The sequence below is a fragment of the Rhizobium sp. LjRoot254 genome (genome assembly GCF_964254105.1).
Lineage (GTDB): Bacteria > Pseudomonadota > Alphaproteobacteria > Rhizobiales > Rhizobiaceae > Rhizobium_E.
Genome location: NZ_CAXUSM020000002.1, coordinates 54,888 through 72,519, shown reverse-complemented (window position 1 = coordinate 72,519; position 17,632 = coordinate 54,888). Strand labels below are relative to the sequence as shown.

Annotated in this window: 15 protein-coding genes and 2 pseudogenes; 3 read left to right on the top strand and 14 right to left on the bottom strand. The window is 62.5% G+C overall.

The genetic code is table 11. The annotated features are described in order from the left end of the window. Window positions 1–81: 81 nt before the first annotated feature. The gene (locus tag ACSQ26_RS28955; protein WP_436015661.1) at window positions 82–1,095 is read right to left on the bottom strand and encodes a GlxA family transcriptional regulator; all 1,014 of its coding nucleotides are present in this window, start codon (window positions 1,093–1,095) and stop codon (window positions 82–84) included. Window positions 1,096–1,333: 238 nt separating this feature from the next. On the opposite strand from ACSQ26_RS28955, the gene ACSQ26_RS28950 reads away from it, so the two are divergent. Continuing rightward, on the top strand, window positions 1,334–2,470 hold the full coding sequence (locus tag ACSQ26_RS28950; protein ID WP_436015659.1) for an aromatic ring-hydroxylating oxygenase subunit alpha: 1,137 nt from the start codon (window positions 1,334–1,336) through the stop codon (window positions 2,468–2,470). Further along, a complete protein-coding gene (locus tag ACSQ26_RS28945; RefSeq protein WP_436015657.1) occupies window positions 2,467–4,143 on the top strand; it encodes a choline dehydrogenase in 1,677 nt (558 codons plus the stop codon). Before ACSQ26_RS28950 ends, ACSQ26_RS28945 begins: the two co-directional genes overlap by 4 nt. Before the next feature lie 112 nt (window positions 4,144–4,255). On the opposite strand, the pseudogene ACSQ26_RS28940 reads toward ACSQ26_RS28945, so the two are convergent. Beyond that, window positions 4,256–4,564, bottom strand: a pseudogene (locus ACSQ26_RS28940) (MFS transporter); the annotation flags it as partial. A gap of 133 nt (window positions 4,565–4,697) precedes the next feature. Here ACSQ26_RS28940 and ACSQ26_RS28935 point away from each other — a divergent pair. Then, a pseudogene (locus ACSQ26_RS28935) lies at window positions 4,698–4,871 on the top strand (ISL3 family transposase); the annotation flags it as partial. Window positions 4,872–5,039: 168 nt separating this feature from the next. On the opposite strand, the gene ACSQ26_RS28930 reads toward ACSQ26_RS28935, so the two are convergent. The 12 genes from ACSQ26_RS28930 to ACSQ26_RS28875 all read right to left on the bottom strand — a co-directional run bounded on the left by ACSQ26_RS28930 (window position 5,040) and on the right by ACSQ26_RS28875 (window position 17,431). Further along, a complete protein-coding gene (locus tag ACSQ26_RS28930; RefSeq protein ID WP_436015655.1) occupies window positions 5,040–7,397 on the bottom strand; it encodes a xanthine dehydrogenase family protein molybdopterin-binding subunit in 2,358 nt (785 codons plus the stop codon). Next, window positions 7,394–7,867: a (2Fe-2S)-binding protein gene (locus tag ACSQ26_RS28925; protein ID WP_436015653.1), complete on the bottom strand. Its 474-nt coding sequence runs from the start codon at window positions 7,865–7,867 to the stop codon at window positions 7,394–7,396. Before ACSQ26_RS28925 ends, ACSQ26_RS28930 begins: the two co-directional genes overlap by 4 nt. Then, a complete protein-coding gene (locus ACSQ26_RS28920) occupies window positions 7,864–8,748 on the bottom strand; it encodes an FAD binding domain-containing protein (protein ID WP_436015651.1) in 885 nt (294 codons plus the stop codon). The genes ACSQ26_RS28925 and ACSQ26_RS28920 overlap by 4 nt, the downstream gene beginning before the upstream one ends. 71 nt (window positions 8,749–8,819) lie before the next feature. Further along, on the bottom strand, window positions 8,820–9,413 hold the full coding sequence (locus ACSQ26_RS28915; RefSeq protein ID WP_436015649.1) for a biotin transporter BioY: 594 nt from the start codon (window positions 9,411–9,413) through the stop codon (window positions 8,820–8,822). Window positions 9,414–9,441: 28 nt separating this feature from the next. Continuing rightward, on the bottom strand, window positions 9,442–10,479 hold the full coding sequence (locus tag ACSQ26_RS28910; RefSeq protein WP_436015647.1) for an ABC transporter permease: 1,038 nt from the start codon (window positions 10,477–10,479) through the stop codon (window positions 9,442–9,444). Then, complete coding sequence (locus ACSQ26_RS28905) at window positions 10,476–11,990, bottom strand: sugar ABC transporter ATP-binding protein (protein WP_436015645.1); 1,515 nt, start codon at window positions 11,988–11,990, stop codon at window positions 10,476–10,478. Before ACSQ26_RS28905 ends, ACSQ26_RS28910 begins: the two co-directional genes overlap by 4 nt. A gap of 71 nt (window positions 11,991–12,061) precedes the next feature. Then, entirely contained in the window at window positions 12,062–13,147 is a 1,086-nt protein-coding gene (torT, locus tag ACSQ26_RS28900; RefSeq protein WP_436015643.1) for a TMAO reductase system periplasmic protein TorT, read from the bottom strand. A 37-nt stretch (window positions 13,148–13,184) separates the two neighbouring features. Next, a complete protein-coding gene (locus ACSQ26_RS28895; RefSeq protein ID WP_436015641.1) occupies window positions 13,185–14,153 on the bottom strand; it encodes a biotin-dependent carboxyltransferase family protein in 969 nt (322 codons plus the stop codon). Continuing rightward, window positions 14,143–15,018: a 5-oxoprolinase subunit B family protein gene (locus ACSQ26_RS28890; RefSeq protein WP_436015639.1), complete on the bottom strand. Its 876-nt coding sequence runs from the start codon at window positions 15,016–15,018 to the stop codon at window positions 14,143–14,145. Before ACSQ26_RS28890 ends, ACSQ26_RS28895 begins: the two co-directional genes overlap by 11 nt. After that, window positions 15,018–16,400, bottom strand: a complete 1,383-nt coding sequence (locus ACSQ26_RS28885) for an acetyl-CoA carboxylase biotin carboxylase subunit (protein ID WP_436015637.1) — start codon at window positions 16,398–16,400, stop codon at window positions 15,018–15,020. Before ACSQ26_RS28885 ends, ACSQ26_RS28890 begins: the two co-directional genes overlap by 1 nt. Further along, window positions 16,397–16,639, bottom strand: a complete 243-nt coding sequence (locus ACSQ26_RS28880; RefSeq protein ID WP_436015635.1) for an acetyl-CoA carboxylase — start codon at window positions 16,637–16,639, stop codon at window positions 16,397–16,399. The genes ACSQ26_RS28885 and ACSQ26_RS28880 overlap by 4 nt, the downstream gene beginning before the upstream one ends. 15 nt (window positions 16,640–16,654) lie before the next feature. Continuing rightward, on the bottom strand, window positions 16,655–17,431 hold the full coding sequence (locus tag ACSQ26_RS28875) for a 5-oxoprolinase subunit PxpA (protein WP_436015633.1): 777 nt from the start codon (window positions 17,429–17,431) through the stop codon (window positions 16,655–16,657). Window positions 17,432–17,632: the final 201 nt, after the last annotated feature.

The window sequence follows — 17,632 nt, the reverse complement described above, 5'->3', positions numbered from 1 at the left end:
AAACGCTCCAGGCAAAACGCTAGCCAACCGCCAGCGCGTGGTGCTCGGGTCGAGCATGATGGTGTACGCCGCGCCCCGACCTCATTTCTGCGGCTGCCCTCCAGGGTGTCCAAGGCGGAAGACGCTGCTATCGACGGACTGACGCCTGTCGCGGCTGGGAGAGACGTGGAACGCCTTCCTGTACGTCCGGGAGAAGACCTCGAGCGATGAGAAGCCGCAGGCCACCGCGACCTCGGTGATCGTCAGGTCGGTCAGCTGAACCAGCTGATGCGCCCGCTCCATTCTGAGCATGTGATAGACCTGCGCCATGCCGGAGCCGAGCTGTTGTTGAAACAGGCGCTGGAGATGTCTTTCCGAAACGCCGACCATCTCGGCGATCCTGGTGCAGGATTTGGGCTCGTCAATCGTCGATGCCATGATCTGGCGTGCGCGGGCGACGGGGTCGCGCGCCGCGACGCCCTGATCCCGGATGTCGAGCGTCTGTTGGCGGTCGTTGCCGTGCCGCTTCTGCAACAACAGATGCTGGGCAACTTCATTTGCCAGCTCCTGGCCGGCCGCGCGGGCAACGAGTGCGATCATCATGTCGAGCGTTGCGCTGGCGCCTGCCGAGATCGGCCGACGCGCTGCAAGGCTGAAGAGCGTATCGGTCACGTTCACGCTGGGATAGCGCTCTCGCATGCCTTCGATATTGTACCAGTGGACGGGCGCGGTGTGGTCTTCCATCATGCCGGCCGCTGCCAGGATCTCGCTGCCGGTCTCGATCGCGCCGACTTCGGCGCCCCCCCGCTCGGCCCAGCGCAGCCATTTCAGCAGGCGGGCGTCAGTGGCTGCCTGGCGGGCGTCGAAGCTCGCCAGCACCAGCACGACGTCGAAACGCTCCGTCGTGCCAAGCGGATGATCGACCGGAGTCTGCATGCCGTTGCTCGCCGTTACCGCGAAGCCATCGGTCGACAGCGTGTTCCAGCTGAACAGCTGGCGCCGGGCAATCCAGTTGGCGATGAACAGCGGCTCGATCGCCATCGCCATAGCCAGATAGGAGAAGCCCGGAACGAGCACGAGGCCGAGGCGATGGGACCCGGGATTTTCGATGGACATGAAATGCCTTTGATCTTTTCGGACAATCGTGTCCGAATTTGTCCAATTGATCAAGATCTGCATCGCGAGGTCATGCGAAATCCTGTAAATTATTAAAATCATTATTGATTTTTGGCAAGCTGCTCAGGCAGCATCGCACAAGATGCGGCGGAAATCGTCAAGTGTCCGCATCTGCAGAGCCATAATATCTCTCGCAACCGGTCCTCCCGAGGGCCGCACGGTTTAGCAGGAGGGTGACATGACCATAGCGCAATTGACGTGGGACTATAGCGATCCGAAAACGGGCACGTCGATGCCGGCGCGGTTCTTCTTCGATCAAGGCGTGTTCGATGAGGAGAAGGCAAAGATCTTCATGAACTGTTGGCACGTCGTCGGGCATGTCAGCGAGTTTGCCAAGCCCGGCGATTTCGTCGTCCAGGAAATCTTCGAACAGAGCGTCATCGTCATGGCCGGCCGGGATGGCGAGATTACCGCCTTTCACAATGCCTGTCGGCATCGCGGCAACCGGCTGATCGAGGAGCGGCGCGGCAACAGGACCGGCGTGATCCGCTGCGGCTATCACTCATGGTGCTACAATCAGAATGGCAGCCTGCGCGCCGCCCCGCGTACCGAAAACCTCGAGAATTTCGAGAAGAAGGACTGGGGCCTTCGCACAGTCCGCCATGAGGTCTTCGCCGGCTTCGTCTTCATCACGCTTGACGAGAACGCGCGCCCGGTTGCCGAGATCGCCGATGGCGCCGAAGCCGAGATGCGCAGGTTCCTGCCTGACCTCGACAATCTGGTGCTGTCGTCGGAGACCGATGTCATCGTCGACGCCAACTGGAAAGTGATCCAGGAGAACTCGATCGAAGGCTACCATTTCGACCTCTCCGGCCCGGTTCACAAGGACCTGGCAGCCCTGATCGATTTCGAAGGTTATACGCTGACGCCTTATGGCGACTGGTGGACCTATATCGGCCCCCCGAACACGGGTGCCAAGGAAGCCTACGGCGTGCCGCTCGAAGGCTCGACCTGGCAGACCGACTGGTTCTTCAATATCGGCATCTTTCCCAACACGACCTTCTATTCCTTCCCCTATACCGACATGGTGGGCGTCTTCGTGATGACCCCGCTCACCCCTGAAAAGTCGCTGCTGCGCTTCGGCTACTATACGCCTAGGGATCGCGAGGAACCGCCGGTGACCAAGGCTGCGATCGAATGGATGAACACCCAGCTCGGGCCTGAAGATATCGAACTCAACGTCACCAACCAGAAGGGCTTGCATTCGCTGGGCTTCGGCGCGGGCAAATACATCATCGACGACGCCCGCCCGAACCAGAGCGAGAACCTCGTCCATCATTTCCACACGCTTTGCTACAAGGCGATCCGGGAATGACCGATGGCTCCGATATGTCCTGGGATTATGTGATCGCTGGCGCCGGGTCGGCAGGCTGCGTGCTTGCCGCGCGGCTGTCGGAAGACCCTTCATGCTGGGTCCTGCTGTTGGAGGCCGGTCCCGAGGATCGATCCATCTGGCTGAGAATGCCCGCGGGCATGTCGCGCGTCGTCTGGGGTACCCGCTATAGCTGGGCGTTCACCTCGGCGCCCGAGCCGCATCTGGAAAACCGGCGGCTCGGCCATCCGCGCGGCAAGGTCGTGGGCGGCTCCTCCTCGATCAACGGCATGGTCTGGTTGCGTGGCCACGCCCGGGATTTCGACGGCTGGGCGCAACTTGGTGCGCGCGGCTGGAGCTATGAGGACGTGCTCCCTTATTTCTGTCGGTCGGAGACCGCTCCAGCGGACACCGATACGCTGCGCGGAAAGGGCGGCCCGATCCGGATCACCCGTGGCGATGTCGAGGCATCACCGCTCGCGAAGGCCTTCGTCGAGGCCGGCGTCGAGGCCGGCTATCCCAAAACGACCGATTTTAACGGCAGCCAGCAGGAAGGCTTTGGCGCCGTCGAACGCAGCACCTGGCGCGGCCGCCGCTGGAGTGCGGCGCATGCCTATCTGAACCCTGCGCGCGACCGCCAGAACCTGACAGTCATCACCGGCGCTCATGTGCTGGGTGTCGAACTCGAGGGCCAGCGCGCGACGGGGCTGCGTTATTCCAGGGGTGGGCGAGAGCATCTCGCCAGGGCGAGCCGCGAGGTCATCCTCTCGAGCGGCGCCATCGGCTCGCCGCATATCCTGCAGCTGTCGGGCATCGGACCGCGCGAGCATCTCGAAGCCGCCGGCATCACGGTGCGCCACGCGCTCCCGGGCGTCGGGGAGAACCTCAACGACCATCCGGATCTCGTCATCCAGCACCTCTGCAAGCAGCCGGTCTCGCTCTATCCGGTGACGCGTGCGCCGCGCAGTTGGCTTGCCGGCGTCGAATGGCTGCTCAAGGGCTCCGGCCCCGCGGCGACCAATCATTTCGAGGCGGGAGGCTTCATCACCAGCCGGCCAGAGCTCGACCAGCCGGATATCCAGTTCACCTTCATGCCACTGGCGGTCGTGCCGGGTGGGACAGATGTGCTCGCCGAACATGCGTTCCAGGTTCATATCGACCTGATGCGGCCGCGCAGCCGCGGGCATGTGCGGACTGTCAACAGCGACCCGTTCCAGGCGCCGGAAATCCTGTTCAATTATCTCGACGATCCGCAGGATCTCGCCGACCTGCGCGCCGGCGTCCGTCTGCTGCGCGACATACTTTCTCGGCCCGCGCTTGCTCCCTTTGCCGGCGCCGAGCTTTTTCCTGGCCCTGCCATTCAGACGGACGAGGAGATCGATCGCTGGATCCGGCAGACGCTGGAGACCTGCTATCACCCCGTCGGCACCTGCCGGATGGGTGCGGCCGATGACCCCGGCGCCGTCGTCGATCCGGAATGCCGCGTGCGTGGGCTGGAACGCCTGCGCGTCGTCGATGCCTCGATCATGCCCGCCATCGTCAGCGCCAACACCAATGCCTCGACGATCATGATCGCCGAAAAGGCCGCCGACATCATCCGTGGCCGGACGCCGCTGCGTGCTCAGTCCATGAACGAAGACCCCGCCCAGAACTCCACACGGAGGATCAGTGCGTGAACGCCATCTCGACCAGTGCGCACCTCTCCTAGATGCGCGCCATTCCCGACGACGAGTAACCCCAATACTGTCGAGAGGCGAGACTGTCGCATTACTAAATGGAATCTACCATTCCGATGAAGGCCCGGCCTGTGGCCGCCATCCCGACAGCAAATGTTCGGTTGCGCAGCAGATCGATCATCCTGGCCACCGAGACGGTGTCCGAAGCCGGAAATGTCGGCAGAACTGCGAACTGCTAGATCAGCGCGGCTGCAGCGATGACAATGGCAAACGCAGTGCCTCCCTAAAGCAACGTGATGGCCTTCGGCAGGTCAGACGGTGAAGCCAATCGCGCAATGATGGCCATCGACAGCGACCAGAAACCGCCGATGGAAATGCCAACGAGCGCCCTGCCTATCAGGAACACGGTGATCCTCGTGGCGGCGATTGAAGTGAACGTCCCGGAACTGGTTGTCGCCCGCACAGCTATTGGCGACTTCCAGCCCATGATCTGCTCGAAGACAGCAGAAAAGCTCAATGGACGGCTTGAAACTGCTAAGAAAAGCCTGGTTGGATCGTTTGCCAGCGGTGTCGAGAAGGACATTGCTGCCGTCCGAAACGCTATCGTCTCACCCTGGTCGAATGGGCAAACAGAGGGTCAGATCACGCGGTTGAAACTCATCAAGCGCGAGATGTATGGGCGAGCGGGACTCGATCTACTGCAGGCGCGATTGATCGGCGCAACGTAGGAGTTCCACGTCAGCAAATTTGCGTCAGACCCACTTCTCAGAAATCCCCACCGGGTCAGTTCGTCGCGGAAATCAACAAACCAGCCTCCATCATCGCAAACGAACGTTGAATGCGGGATCAGGATAGGAGACAACCGGATTGCATCATTGGTGGCACGCGGAGAAATTTCAGCTTGAGAGATCGGTTGACCAGCCCAACGCGACATGGGGTAGATCTAGCTTGAGTTCACCGCCTTTTATGAGATTGAGGATACGAGGCGGTGTCAGCGGCAATTCCGAGACACCGTGCCCGATAGCTCTCGTGACCGCGCAGGCGATGGTGGCTCCTACATTCATGATCGGAATTTCGCCGGCTCCCTTGGCTCCCATCGGTCCGATGGACGGCGCACCTTCATACAGCACGATCTCGACTGGAAGGACATCCTGCGCGAGCGGCAGCAGATATTGCTCGAAGCCCGGCTGCTCCATGCCGCCGTGATCGCCGATGGTGATTTCCTCATGCAGCGCGTAGCCGATTCCCTGGGCCACGCCGCCCTGGATCTGGCTGCGAACGGCGCGCGGGTTGATCGCAAGACCGACATCTTGCACGACCTTGTAACTCAGGATCTCGACATGCCCCGTGTCCGGGTCGACCGCCACCTCGCAGTCGTGAACGTTGAAGATCGGGATATCGATCGCCTCGATAAAATGGCCCGCCGCGCATCCCGGCAGCGCCGGCACGCCAGGCGCCGTGAAATTGCCAGTGCCGGACAGTGGGCCATAGAGCTCTTCGGCCCTTTGCACCACCTGGGTGATCGCCATTCCGGCCCCGGGCCGGCCGTCGATCTCCACGCGACCGTCCTTGAGCACGAGCCGGGATGCCGGCGTCTGCAACATCTCCGAGGCAATTTCCAGGATCTGCTCGCGGATCTTCTCGGCCGCCATCTTGCTCGCCGCACCAATGGAAACGGTAGTCCGGCCACCGCCGACGCCGAGGTCACGGCCGGCAGCATCGGTATCCGCCGTCTTGACGATGACATCCGAGGGGTGAATGCCGAGGATCGCGCCAACGATCTGCGGCAGGGACTGCATCATCGTGCCCGAGCCGATCTCGACGCCCGAGGTGACGAGGGTCGCGCTGCCGTCCGCATTGAGATTGATCGTCGCCGCTGACGGTCCGACGAAGACAAACCAAGTGCCCACTGTCGTCGCGCGGCCATAGAGCCGGTTTCCGACGTCGGCCCGCTTGTCGGGTGTGGAGGCACAAAGCGTCTCCATCTGCTCCAGCATCGGCCTTAGCACATCGCCGCGGAACACCTGTCCGGTCGCGCCGAGACTGCCGTCCCCGATGACGTTGCGCTTGCGGAAGTCCAGCGGATCCATGCCGATCGCGGCGCAAATATTGTCGGTGTGCCGTTCAAGGAAGAAGGTATTGTAGACCCCGTTGCAGGCGCGGAAAGCGCCATTGGGCGGAGTGTTGGTATAAACCGCACGGCTGTTGAGCCTGACCGAGCCCAGCCGATAATTGCCGCCGAGTGTGTGTGCGGTCATGGTGGAAAGGAATATCTGCTCGCCGCCATAGGCGCCGCAATCCATGAGCACCGTTGCCTCGCGGCCAACGATCTCGCCCTCGGCGGTCACCGCCGAGCGGATGCGGACTTCCGCATTCTCGCGGCACAGGCAGGAGAGGAATTCCTCCTCGCGCGAATTGAATAGCGACACCGTCCGCCCCGTCTTGCGCGCCAGGACCGCCGCTATGGGTTCGATCGTGCAATCGAACTTCAACCCGAAGCCGCCGCCCACGGCCGGAACGGTGACGCGGACACGGGACGAAGCAACGCCCAGCACCTTCGCCGTCACATTGCGGACCGTCCAGGGAACTTGGGTCGAACACTGTATGTGGAAGCGACCATCCTCAAAGCGCGCAATCGCGCAGCGCGGCTCGAAAGGCACATGGCTCTGACGACCCACACGGAAACAATCGTCGACGATGGTGACATCGCTTCGCGCGAAGGCTGCATGCGGATCGCCCCTGAGGACACGCGCTTCCCAGGCAACGTTGCTGCCGCGCGGCGCGCCTTCCTTCAACACCTCGTAGTTCTGCCAGTCGAGATGGATCAGCGGTGCGCCTTCGGCCAGCGCCTCCGCCATGGTGAGGAGCTTCGGGAGCAGTTCGAGTTTGACGACAACTGCAGCGGCCGCGGCTCGTGCGATCTCCAGCGTATCGGCGGCGATCGCCGCCAATGGCTCGCCATGGAAACGGATTACGTCCTTGGCGAAAAGCGGATGGTCGGCGATGCCGATGCCATGCAGACCCGGCGCATCCTGATAGGTGACGACGGCGCGGACGCCCTTCATCGCCAGCGCTTCGGAGGCGTCGATCTCGACGATCCTGGCCGATGCCACCTCAGAGCGAACGATGACGGCATGCAGCATGTCCGGACCGATATTGTCGATCGTATAGCGCGTGCGGCCAGTCAGCTTGTCGAGAGCATCGCGTCGCGGCAGGTCCATGACGACCGATTTGGGGTCGAGCACAGCGTTCATGGAGCACACACCTTCCTGATATCATCGAGCGACATCACCGCATCGACGATCCGCTCGTAGCCGGTGCAGCGGCAGACATTGCCGACCAGCGCTGCCTTGATCTCGTTACGCGTCGGCGCGGGTCTCGTTTCGAGAAATTTCGTGAGCGTCATCACCATGCCCGGAAAGCACATGCCGCATTGCACGACATCGTGGTCGAGCATCGCCTGCTGCAGCGGATTGGGCGCCTCGAAGGGGGCAAGCCCCTCGATCGTCACGATCTCGCTGCCATCAAGCATGCCGACGGGCCGAAGACAGGAGGGCGCCGCCTCGCCGTTGATGATGACTATACAGGCACCGCAAAAGCCCTCGCGACAGACGGATTTCGCGCCGGTCAGGCGACAGTGATCGCGAAGCACGTCAAGGAGCGGTGTTCGCGGATCGACCGCGAATGCGTTTGTCTCGCCGTTGATGGTGAGTTCCACCGTCATTGCGGGCTCCCTGTGAGATCGGCCTGGATCGTCGCAAAGGCGCGCCGCACCAGTACCGGCAAGACGCTCGTGCGGTACCAGCCCGGTGCGTCTACCGCTTCGCGTCCGGTGAAGTCCTTGATCAGGTCCCGCGCGACCTGTTCCGCCTGATCGGGCGCCGGCAGGCGACCGGCCAGTGCTTGTTCCAGCCCATGCCATCGGCGCGCGACCGCTTCAACGGCTCCGATGCCGATCCTGATATCCCGGATCAAGCCAGCGCCATCGAGCGCGACCGAGACGCTGACGATAGCGCAGGGATAGTCACCAGCCTGCCGCATGGGCAGACGTTCATGCGCACTTCGCCGTTCCGTCAATGGCACGATGATGCGCGTCACGAGCCAAGGCTGTGCAAACGTGGCGCGGCTCGCCAGGAAACGCTCAATGGAAAGTTCGCGCGAACCCTCGGCATCGGTGATTTCGATTCGAGCATCGAGGCTGAGCAGTGCGGGTGCAAAATCGGATGCCGCGAAGGCAGAGGTCGAGATATTGCCGCCGATGGTGGCGATACACCGGACGCCTGGATTGGCGGACCGCCCTGCCGCCTCGCGTAGGACTCGCAGAGCCGTCGTTTGCGGCAGAGTCCGCGCCAGAACATCATGCGTCGCGAGCGGTCCGATCAAGAGCTCGGCTTCGTTCGTATCCAGCCGACCGAAGTCCTGTATCCGGCTGAGCGCCACAAACCGCGCCGGCTGTCTTTCGTGCCGCAGCGTCCCACGCATCACCCAGGTTGCGCCGGCGACTGCGACCGCATCACCGTTCGCGGCTGCGAGGTCTTGCAACGCCTCCTGGACGGATTGCGGGCGGGTCATCCCGGGAGGCATCGGTTCTTGCTGCACGGCCATAATGGTCTCCCTTGGAGGAACGCCTGGGCGGTTGCGCCCCGGCGCGAAGTCTCGCGGAGCTAGCGGCTCTTTCAGGCCTTGCGGGCCGGCACCACATGGCGCAGCAAGGGCAGCAGGCAGGCGCCGAGAGCGAGCTTCAGGGCATCGCCAGCCAGGAACGGGATGAGGCCATAGGCCAGCACCGGCTTGTCCCAGCCGATCACGCTGCCGAGCCAGAGGACACCCGGCACATAGATCGCGATATTGCCGAGCACGAGTGCGAACGCCGCCTTGGGCAGGCTGCGATCGAAGCCGCGTTCGGCGAGCCAGCCCGTCAGTGTGGCGGCAAGGATATAGCCGAGCAGGTAGCCGCCTGTCGGACCCATCATATAAGCGAGGCCGATGCCCTTCTCTGGCGTGCCGGCGAAGACGGGCAGGCCCGCCATGCCCTCGGCGAGATAGAGCGCCAGCGTCGCGAAGGCCAGTCGCGAGCCAAGCGTCATGCCCAGTACCAGCACCACCAGCGTCTGCATGGTCACCGGCACGGGATAGAACGGCACCTGCAGCTTGGCGGAGATGGCGAGCAGGATAGAGCCTGCGACAGCGATCGCCACTTTCACGGCAAGACTGCGCTCGCCGGGTAGATGGGCGATCAGCGGCGGTTGAGATGCGAAGAACTGGGACATAACGAGATCCTTTCTGGATTGAACGATGTCAACGCGAGCCGGTGAGCATGCGGTAGCGGAACTGATCGGTGACCACGGCGAGAATGAGCAGGCTGCCGAGCAGCACCATCTGCATGTAGGAGCCGATCTGCATCAGGTTCATGCCGTTCTGGACCAGCACGATGAAGAAAGCGCCGAGCACGACGCTTTCCACCCGGCCGATGCCGCCGCGCAGCGATACGCCGGCGATGACGCAGGCAGCGATGGATTCGAGCGCGATCGTGCCGCCGAGATTGGTCTCGCCGCTCTCGACCCGCGCCGTCATCAGAATTCCGGCGACCGAGGCGAGGAAGGCGCAGACGATATAGGCGACGAACAGAGTGCGCTTGGTGTTGATGCCCGAAAGGTTCGCGGCCTTGATATTGCCGCCGATGGCATAGATGCGGGCACCGGTGCGCGTGCGGTTCATCAGCACCCACATCGCCACGATGGCGACGATGGCGACCAGCACGGGAACCGGCACGCCGAAGATCCTGCCGAAGCCGAAGAGTTCGCCGAAATCATAGGGCAGGTTGCCCACCGGCACACCGCCGGTGATGAAGAGTGCGACGCCCGCGCCGACCGACTGGACGCCCAGCGTCATGATGAAGGGAGATACGCCGAACTGAGCGATACCGATGCCGTTGAGCGTGCCGATGGCCAAAGCTGGCAGAAAGCCGGCCAATACGCCGAGCACGATGACGAGCCATACCATGTCGGGAAACTGCGCGGCGAAATAGACCATCGCCGTCGCCGAAACCACCGAGGTCAGGGCAATCGAAGTGCCGACCGCAAGGTCGAAGCCACCGGTCACCAGAACCAGCATCTGCCCCAGCGAGACCAGCACGAGATAGACCGACTGGCGCGCCACATTGGTGATGTTGTCGATCGTCAGGAACTGACGCGAGGCGATGGTGAACAGGATGAGAGCCGCGACGAGGAAGAAGGGCAGAACGCCGAGCTTGATGAAGGTCGCCCTCAGCAATGCCACGGCTCCAGTGGGCCGGCTTGCTTGGACGGATGCGGCGGTATCTGGCTTGCTGGTCATGCGGTCTTTCTTTCCTGGTCGAAGAAGGCGGCGAGGATGGCTTGTTCCCTTATCGCCTCGCCTTCGAACTCGCCTGATATCCGGCCGTTGCGGAAGGCGATCAGCCGGTGGGCGAGATGCATGACCTCCGGCAGATCGGAGGAAATCACCACGACCGCCTTGCCGGATTCGGCAATGGACTTGATGATCCGATAAAGCGCGGCGCGCGTGCCGACATCGACGCCGACGGTCGGCTCGTCGAAAATATAGATGTCGAAGTCGCGCCCGAAACTCTTGCCGAACAGGATCTTCTGCTGGTTGCCACCTGAGAGTTTCGACGTGGCACGGGCGAGAAAGGCCTCGGTAAGATCGACACGCTTGCCGATCTCGCTCGTCATCGTGCGGATCGCCTTCGGCGAAACGAGGCCAGCATTGTTGCGTGCCTCCGGCCTGTCGATCACCGAAAGGCCGATATTGTCGCGCGCGCTGGCGGAGAGCATGAGGCCTTCCTCCTTGCGGTCGGACGGCAGGAAGAAGACGCCGGCCTCCATCAGCGCCCGGGTCGGCGCCCCCGTCAGGTCGCGGCCCTCAACGAAAACGCTGCCGTCCTGCACCGGAAGCAGGCCCATCACGGCCCGGAAGGTGCGCGATTTTCCGGAACCGACGAGGCCGGCCACGCCGAGGACTTCGCCCTTGCGAACATCGATATTGACACCATCGACGCCCCAGGCCTTGAGGCCCCGGATCGCCATCACTGTTCGAGGCGACGGATCGCGGGCGATTGTCGGATAGATCTCGTCCATCTTGCGCCCGGTCATCATTTCCACCAGCGCTTTCTCGGACAGGTCGGCGGCCGGAATCGTGCCGATCAGTCGGCCGTCGCGAAGAACCGTGATCCGGCTGGCGATCGATTTGAATTCCTGGATGCGGTGGGAAATGTAGACGACGCCGACGCCATTCTTCTTGGCCGCGGTGATGAATGCGAACAGCTTTTCCGTCTCGCGTTCGGTCAGCGACGCGGTCGGCTCGTCGAGGATCAGGATCCGCGCCTTCTGGTGCAGCGCCTTGGCGATCTCGACCATTTGCTGCTCGGCGCGTGACAGCGACATGACCGGACGGCGAATATCGATGGGGAAGGACAGGCTTTGGAAAAGCGCTCGCGCCTCCTCCCGCATCCGCCGCTTGTCGACGAGGCCGAATGCGCGCGGTTCCGCGCCGAGGAAGATGTTCTGCGCCACCGACATGGTGGGTACGAGCGAAAACTCCTGAAACACCGCGCCGATGCCGGCGGCACGTGCTTCCTTGACCGACTGGAAGGTCTTCTCCTCGCCATCGATCCGGATCGTGCCCTCGCTCGCGCCGGTCACGCCGGCAAGAATCGAAATGAGCGTCGACTTGCCCGCGCCGTTCTCGCCGAACAGCACATGGACTTCCCCCGCCTCAAGCGTGAAATCCACGCCGTCGAGCGCACGGACACCAGGATATGATTTGGCGATACCGGTCATTGCGACCAGCGGCGGAGCGGCAGTCATTCCCCATGTTCCCACTTTATTTTTGCTGGTCAAACCCCGGCGCTTTCACGCCGGGGTCGCTCGGGAGGCGGTCAGTTGACCGAGAAGACCGGCTTGTAGCCATCCGGCGGCAGGATGTTGGTCTGCGGCACGGTTGCGATGTTGGAGGGATCGACCACGAAGATCTTCGGGCCGACATGCTTGACCAGTTCCTTGCCTTCAAGCGCACGCACGGCCTGGTCGATGGCGATACGGCCCTGGATGACCATCGAGTCCGCCGGGGCGGCGAGGATGAAGCCGCGCTTGATGCCTTCATAGACACCCGGGGTCATGTAGAAGGCCAGGAGATCGACCTTACCCTGGAGCCCGCGCTCGCGGACGAGGCCCTGCGCCGCTTCGGCGGTGACGGCGGTGCCGGCGATGTAGCGGATGTCGGGGGCGGCCTGCAGCGCGTCCTCGACCAGCTTCAACTGCGCTTCCTTGCCGGTGTCGCCATATTTCGGCTCGAGGGCCACGACGGCCGAACCCTTGATCGCCGCAAGGAAGCCCGTGTTGGCGGCTTCCACCCAGCCGGCGCCGGCCGGACCAGGGAACCAGCCGACCTTGACCTCTCCAGAGCCGGCCGGATGCTTCTTGGCGAGATAGGCGCCGGTCTCATAACCCATCGTGTAGAAGGAGACGAGCGACTTTGCAGTGACGTCAGGCGAGGAAATGCCATTGATCACGTCGATCACGGGGATGTTCTTCTTCTTGATTTCGCTGACCAGGTTGTTGAGGCCATCGAAGGAGATCGCGCCGATCACCACGGCCTGCGCGCCACCGGCCACGCAATCCTCGATCTGGCTGATCTGCTTGTTGAGCTCGGTATAGCCGCCGGCTTCGACAAGGTTCATCTTCACGCCGAGATCCTTGGCCTGCTCAGCCACGCCATAGTCGACGCCGAGCCAGTAGGCATCCTTCATATGCGGGAAGGACACGCAAATATTCCAGGGCTTCTCCGCCTTTTCCAGCGGCGAATAGGTGACATCGACGGACTTGCCGTCGGCGGCGAAGGCGGGCTCGATCGCCTGCGCCGGATAGGGATACCAGCTTTCGGCGAAGGCCGGTGCCGCGGCGACAAGCGCGAAGATCGAGCTTGCGAGGGTCAATGCGATTTTCGGTGCGATTTTCTGTTTCATGGTCGTTCCCCGGTTCGTAGGTTTTTGGTCTCTTGGATCAGAAGAGCGCGCGGATCTGGTTGATCAGCGCGGCCCTGTCTTTGCGGGCTGTCAGTGCGGTCTCCATGTCCACCTTGACGAATTTGGTCGGCGTGTGCGGCTGGAGCTGGCCGATCAGGTCCATGTCGGACGAGATCACGGTACCGACCATGAAGTAGCCGCCGCCGGAAACGGCATCGCGATGCAGGATGATCGGCTCGGTGCCGCCGGGCACCTGGATGGAGCCATACGGGTAGCAGCTGTCGACGATGTTGGACGGGTCGGAGCCGGCGCCGAAGGGCGGGGTGCGCGGCTCGAAATCGAGCTTGCGGCCGCCCCGGAAGCGATAGCCCATGCGGTCGGCTTCGGGCGCGACCTTCCACTCATCCTCGAAGAAGTTGTTGCCCGACTCCTCGGTGATGCGGTGCCAGTAGAGGCCGGGCAGCACGCGGAGAGCGGCGGGCATTCCCGGCCGGCGGCGCAATGCCTCCGGGATCGATTTGCCTTCCGTCGCCTTGCCCGCATTTCCCACCGGCAGTTCGTCTCCCGCCGCGATCGGCCGGCCCTTGAAGCCGCCCAGCGCGCCAATGGCATAGGTTGAACGCGAACCAAGCGCGACCGGCACGTCGATGCCGCCGGACACCGCGATATAGATGCGGGCCCCGGTCTTGAGGAAGTCGAACGTGAGAACCTGCCCCGCCTTGACCTTGAAGGCGGTCCAGCCGGGCTTCTCCTCGCCGTCGACCTTGATCGGCATCTCGGCGCCGGTGACCGCGACCATGGTGTCGGCGGTGAATTCGAGCTTGGGGCCGATGAAGACCGCCTCGAGGCCCGCGGCTCCCACGTCGTTGCCCACAAGCAGGTTCGCGGCCTTGAGCGCCAACCGGTCCATTGCGCCGCCCAGCGGAATGCCGAGATGGAAATAGCCGGGACGGCCGAGATCCTGGACCGAAGTCGCCAGACCGGGATGGAGAACATTAATGGCCATGGAGAACGCCCTCCAGCTTCGCGTTGTAGCCGTCGATATCTTTCCGGAATTCGGTGAGGTCGAATTTCACCTCGCGGATCGGCGGGGCGAAACGGCCCTTGTCGACGTCTTCGACCGCCTGGTCATAGGCGTCGCGGTCGACCGGCTTGAATTTGACGATGTCGCCCGGCCGGAAGAACACCATGAAGTCCTTGAGGTAGGAGGTCGTCTGGGTCGGGTCGTAGATCGGCATCGGTGTGATGCCGAACATCTGGTAGCCGCCCGCGCCGCGCACCGAATAGATGCAGCCGAAGCAGCCGCCATGGCCAACCGTCAACTTGGGCGTATCAGTGCGAGGGCGGAGATATTTCGGCACCTCGATCTGCCGCTGGCGCTCCACCATCTGGTACATGAAGGGTAGGCCCGAGACGAAGCCGACCATCGAGACAAACCAGGGCGAGCCGGCATGGGCGCTGACGAAATCATCGACCGAGCCGAAATTGTTGATCCGCGCCGCATAGTCGAGGTCAGTACCGGAGGGGTCCTGATGCCGCTCGCGGAAACGCATCAGCGTCTCATGCGTCCAGGGGTCGTTGTAGAAAACCGGAATCTCGACGATGCGGGTGGTGATGACGGGTTCCGACCTCGCCGCCGCGACCTCGATCGATTTCACCTCCCTCATTATGTCGTCGGGGTGGATGATGTCGGGGTCGAACTTGATCTGAAAGGAGGCATTGGCCGGGCAGATCTCGGTGACGCCCTTGATCTTGGATTCCCGCACGCCGTTGGTCATGGAGAGCGAATTGAAGAATGCCTCGAGCGACATTTCCTCCGAGCATTCCACGAAGAGGTGCTCGTCACCTCCGAACGTATAGCGCATGGGCATCAGGCAACCTCCTTGGATGCGCAAAAGGCCGAGAAGTCCGTCTCCAGCCACGGCTCGAGAAAGCGGGTGTGAACGTCGCCGGACGCGACCGACGGGTCGGCTGCCAACGCCTGGTGCAACGGGATCGTCGTCGGCAGGCCGCGAATGGTGAAATTGTCGAGCGCATCGGCGAGCCGCCCTATGCAGGCCTCGCGGGTCTCACCCCAGACGATCAGCTTGCCGAGCAGCGAGTCATAGAAGGGCGGCACCGTGTAGCCCTCATAGAGCATGGTGTCGAAGCGCACGCCCTCGCCTTCGGGGACATCGAGCTTCTCGATCGTTCCCGGCCCGGGCAGGAAGCCGCGCGCGGGATCTTCCGCATTGATGCGGCATTCGATGGCATGGCCGTGGACCATCACGTCCTCCTGCCGGATCGACAGTTTCGCGCCACCTGCAATGCGGATCATCTCCTGCACGAGGTCGATACCGGTGATCATTTCCGTGACCGGGTGCTCAACCTGGATGCGGGTATTCACTTCGATGAAGTAGAATTCGCCGCTCTCGTCATCGTAGAGATATTCGACCGTCCCGGCGCCACGGTAATTGACCCCCTTGGCAAGCCGTACAGCACTCGCGCAGAGTTCCTGCCGCGCCTTTTCCGGCAGCCGGAACGAAGGCGCCTCTTCCCACACCTTCTGGCGCCGGCGCTGCAGTGAGCATTCTCGCTCGAAGCAATGGATCGCGTTCTCACCATCACCAAGGATCTGCACCTCGACATGACGCGCGCGGGTAATGACCTTCTCGACATAGAGCCCACCATCGCCGAAAGCGGCCAGTGCCTCGGCGGAAGCCTGGGGGAAATGGCGTTCGAAATCTTCCATCGTGTCGGCGATGCGGATGCCACGGCCGCCGCCGCCGGCGGCGGCCTTGATCATGACGGGAAAGCCGATCTTCTCGACCACGTCCCGCGCGGCATCGATCGACTCGACGCGGCCGTTCGAACCCGGGACGGTCGGCACGCCCGCCGCGATGGCGACCTTGCGCGCCTCGACTTTATCGCCGAGCAGGCTGATCGCCTGCGCCGTGGGGCCGACGAAGATCAGGCCGGCATCCTCGACAGCCTGGGCAAAACCCGCATTCTCGGAGAGGAAGCCGTAGCCCGGATGGACCGCATCGACGCCGGTTTCCTGGGCCGCTTTCAGCACGGCCGCGATATTGAGATAGGATTTCGCCGCAGACGGTGGCCCGATCTCGATCGACTGGTCGGCCAGCTTCACCGCCAGCATGTCGCGGTCGGCCATCGAATGAACCTGTACGGTGCGGATGCCGAGCGCCTTCGCCGCGCGGATGATACGGACGGCAATCTCGCCCCGGTTGGCGATGAGGAGCGACTTTATGGTCATCCCTCGACCTCGGCGATCACCTGGCCGGCCATGATCGGCTCGTTGTCGTCAGCGATGAAGGCAATATTCTTGCCGTCGACACCGGCATGAATCTCGTGGAAGGTCTTCATCACCTCGATGAGGCCGATCACGTCAGCGGCGGAGACACTGTCGCCATCGGCCTTGAACGATGCGGCATCCGGTGATGGCTTGCGGTAGAATGTGCCGGGAAGAGGCGATTTGATTTCGAGCTTGCTCATCAAGGTCTCCGGTGCTTAGCGGACGATTTCGGAAATAGGTGAAATGCGGATGCCTTCGGCGATAAGCGCCTCGCGCATGTTGCGGACGATATCCAACGCACCCAGCGTATCGGAATGGAAGCAGATCGTCTCGAAGGGAACTTCGATGTCCTTGCCGGTGATGGCGGTTACTCTGCCCTCCTTGCAGGCCCGGACGACCTTGCGGGCGATCGCCACCGGATCGGGCCGGCCGGCGTCGCGGGTAAAGACGATCGAGCCGCTCTCGTCGTAGTCTCGATCGGCGTAGAACTCGCGGGCAACCGGGTGACCCGCTTCCTTAGCGGCTCGCTCGGTCGCCGACCCGGCCATGCAGAAGATGTAGGCGTTGGGCGCGACGGTGCGCATGTAATGAACGAAGAGCTGCGCGAGCTCGGGATTGACTGCCATTTCCATGTAGAGTGCACCATGCGGCTTCACATGCTGGAGCTTGGCGCCGTGGCGGCGGGCGAATTCGCGGAGCGCGCCGACCTGATAGACCATGTCGTTGACAAGCTCGCGCGCCGTGCCGTTGATCTTGCGCCGCCCGAAACCCTGCAGGTCCTGATACCCGGGATGAGCCCCGACGCCGACGCCGTGTTCGACCGCGAGACGCACCGTCTGATCCATCAGGTTGGGGTCACCGGCATGGAAGCCGGTGGCGATGTTGGCGGAACTGATAAGCCCCATCAGCGTAGCGTCTTCGGTGTCTCCGACCCGCCAGCGGCCGAAGGCCTCGCCCATGTCACAATTGATGTCGACGACCTCGAGTGTCACTATTCTTCCCTGATTTGCTTGCTTTTTGTGCAATGCACAAAGTGCCGTTCTTTTTGTCAAAAAGACTGTAGGAAAAATTCTTTCATTTGAAAAATTCTATTTTCAAAATAGTTATATCGTATTTTTCTATGGCGATGCGGAAACCGCGATCTCCAGAAAGGCATTTGTTTTCAATATATTTCTGTTAGATATGGCGCGATT

Coding starts and splice junctions, on each gene's coding strand:
- ACSQ26_RS28955 (WP_436015661.1), bottom strand. CDS start 1,095: ATGTCCATCGAAAATCCCGGGTCCCATCGCCTCGGCCTCGTGCTCGTT.
- ACSQ26_RS28950 (WP_436015659.1), top strand. CDS start 1,334: ATGACCATAGCGCAATTGACGTGGGACTATAGCGATCCGAAAACGGGC.
- ACSQ26_RS28945 (WP_436015657.1), top strand. CDS start 2,467: ATGACCGATGGCTCCGATATGTCCTGGGATTATGTGATCGCTGGCGCC.
- ACSQ26_RS28930 (WP_436015655.1), bottom strand. CDS start 7,397: ATGAACGCTGTGCTCGACCCCAAATCGGTCGTCATGGACCTGCCGCGA.
- ACSQ26_RS28925 (WP_436015653.1), bottom strand. CDS start 7,867: ATGACGGTGGAACTCACCATCAACGGCGAGACAAACGCATTCGCGGTC.
- ACSQ26_RS28920 (WP_436015651.1), bottom strand. CDS start 8,748: ATGGCCGTGCAGCAAGAACCGATGCCTCCCGGGATGACCCGCCCGCAA.
- ACSQ26_RS28915 (WP_436015649.1), bottom strand. CDS start 9,413: ATGTCCCAGTTCTTCGCATCTCAACCGCCGCTGATCGCCCATCTACCC.
- ACSQ26_RS28910 (WP_436015647.1), bottom strand. CDS start 10,479: ATGACCAGCAAGCCAGATACCGCCGCATCCGTCCAAGCAAGCCGGCCC.
- ACSQ26_RS28905 (WP_436015645.1), bottom strand. CDS start 11,990: ATGACTGCCGCTCCGCCGCTGGTCGCAATGACCGGTATCGCCAAATCA.
- torT (WP_436015643.1), bottom strand. CDS start 13,147: ATGAAACAGAAAATCGCACCGAAAATCGCATTGACCCTCGCAAGCTCG.
- ACSQ26_RS28895 (WP_436015641.1), bottom strand. CDS start 14,153: ATGGCCATTAATGTTCTCCATCCCGGTCTGGCGACTTCGGTCCAGGAT.
- ACSQ26_RS28890 (WP_436015639.1), bottom strand. CDS start 15,018: ATGCCCATGCGCTATACGTTCGGAGGTGACGAGCACCTCTTCGTGGAA.
- ACSQ26_RS28885 (WP_436015637.1), bottom strand. CDS start 16,400: ATGACCATAAAGTCGCTCCTCATCGCCAACCGGGGCGAGATTGCCGTC.
- ACSQ26_RS28880 (WP_436015635.1), bottom strand. CDS start 16,639: ATGAGCAAGCTCGAAATCAAATCGCCTCTTCCCGGCACATTCTACCGC.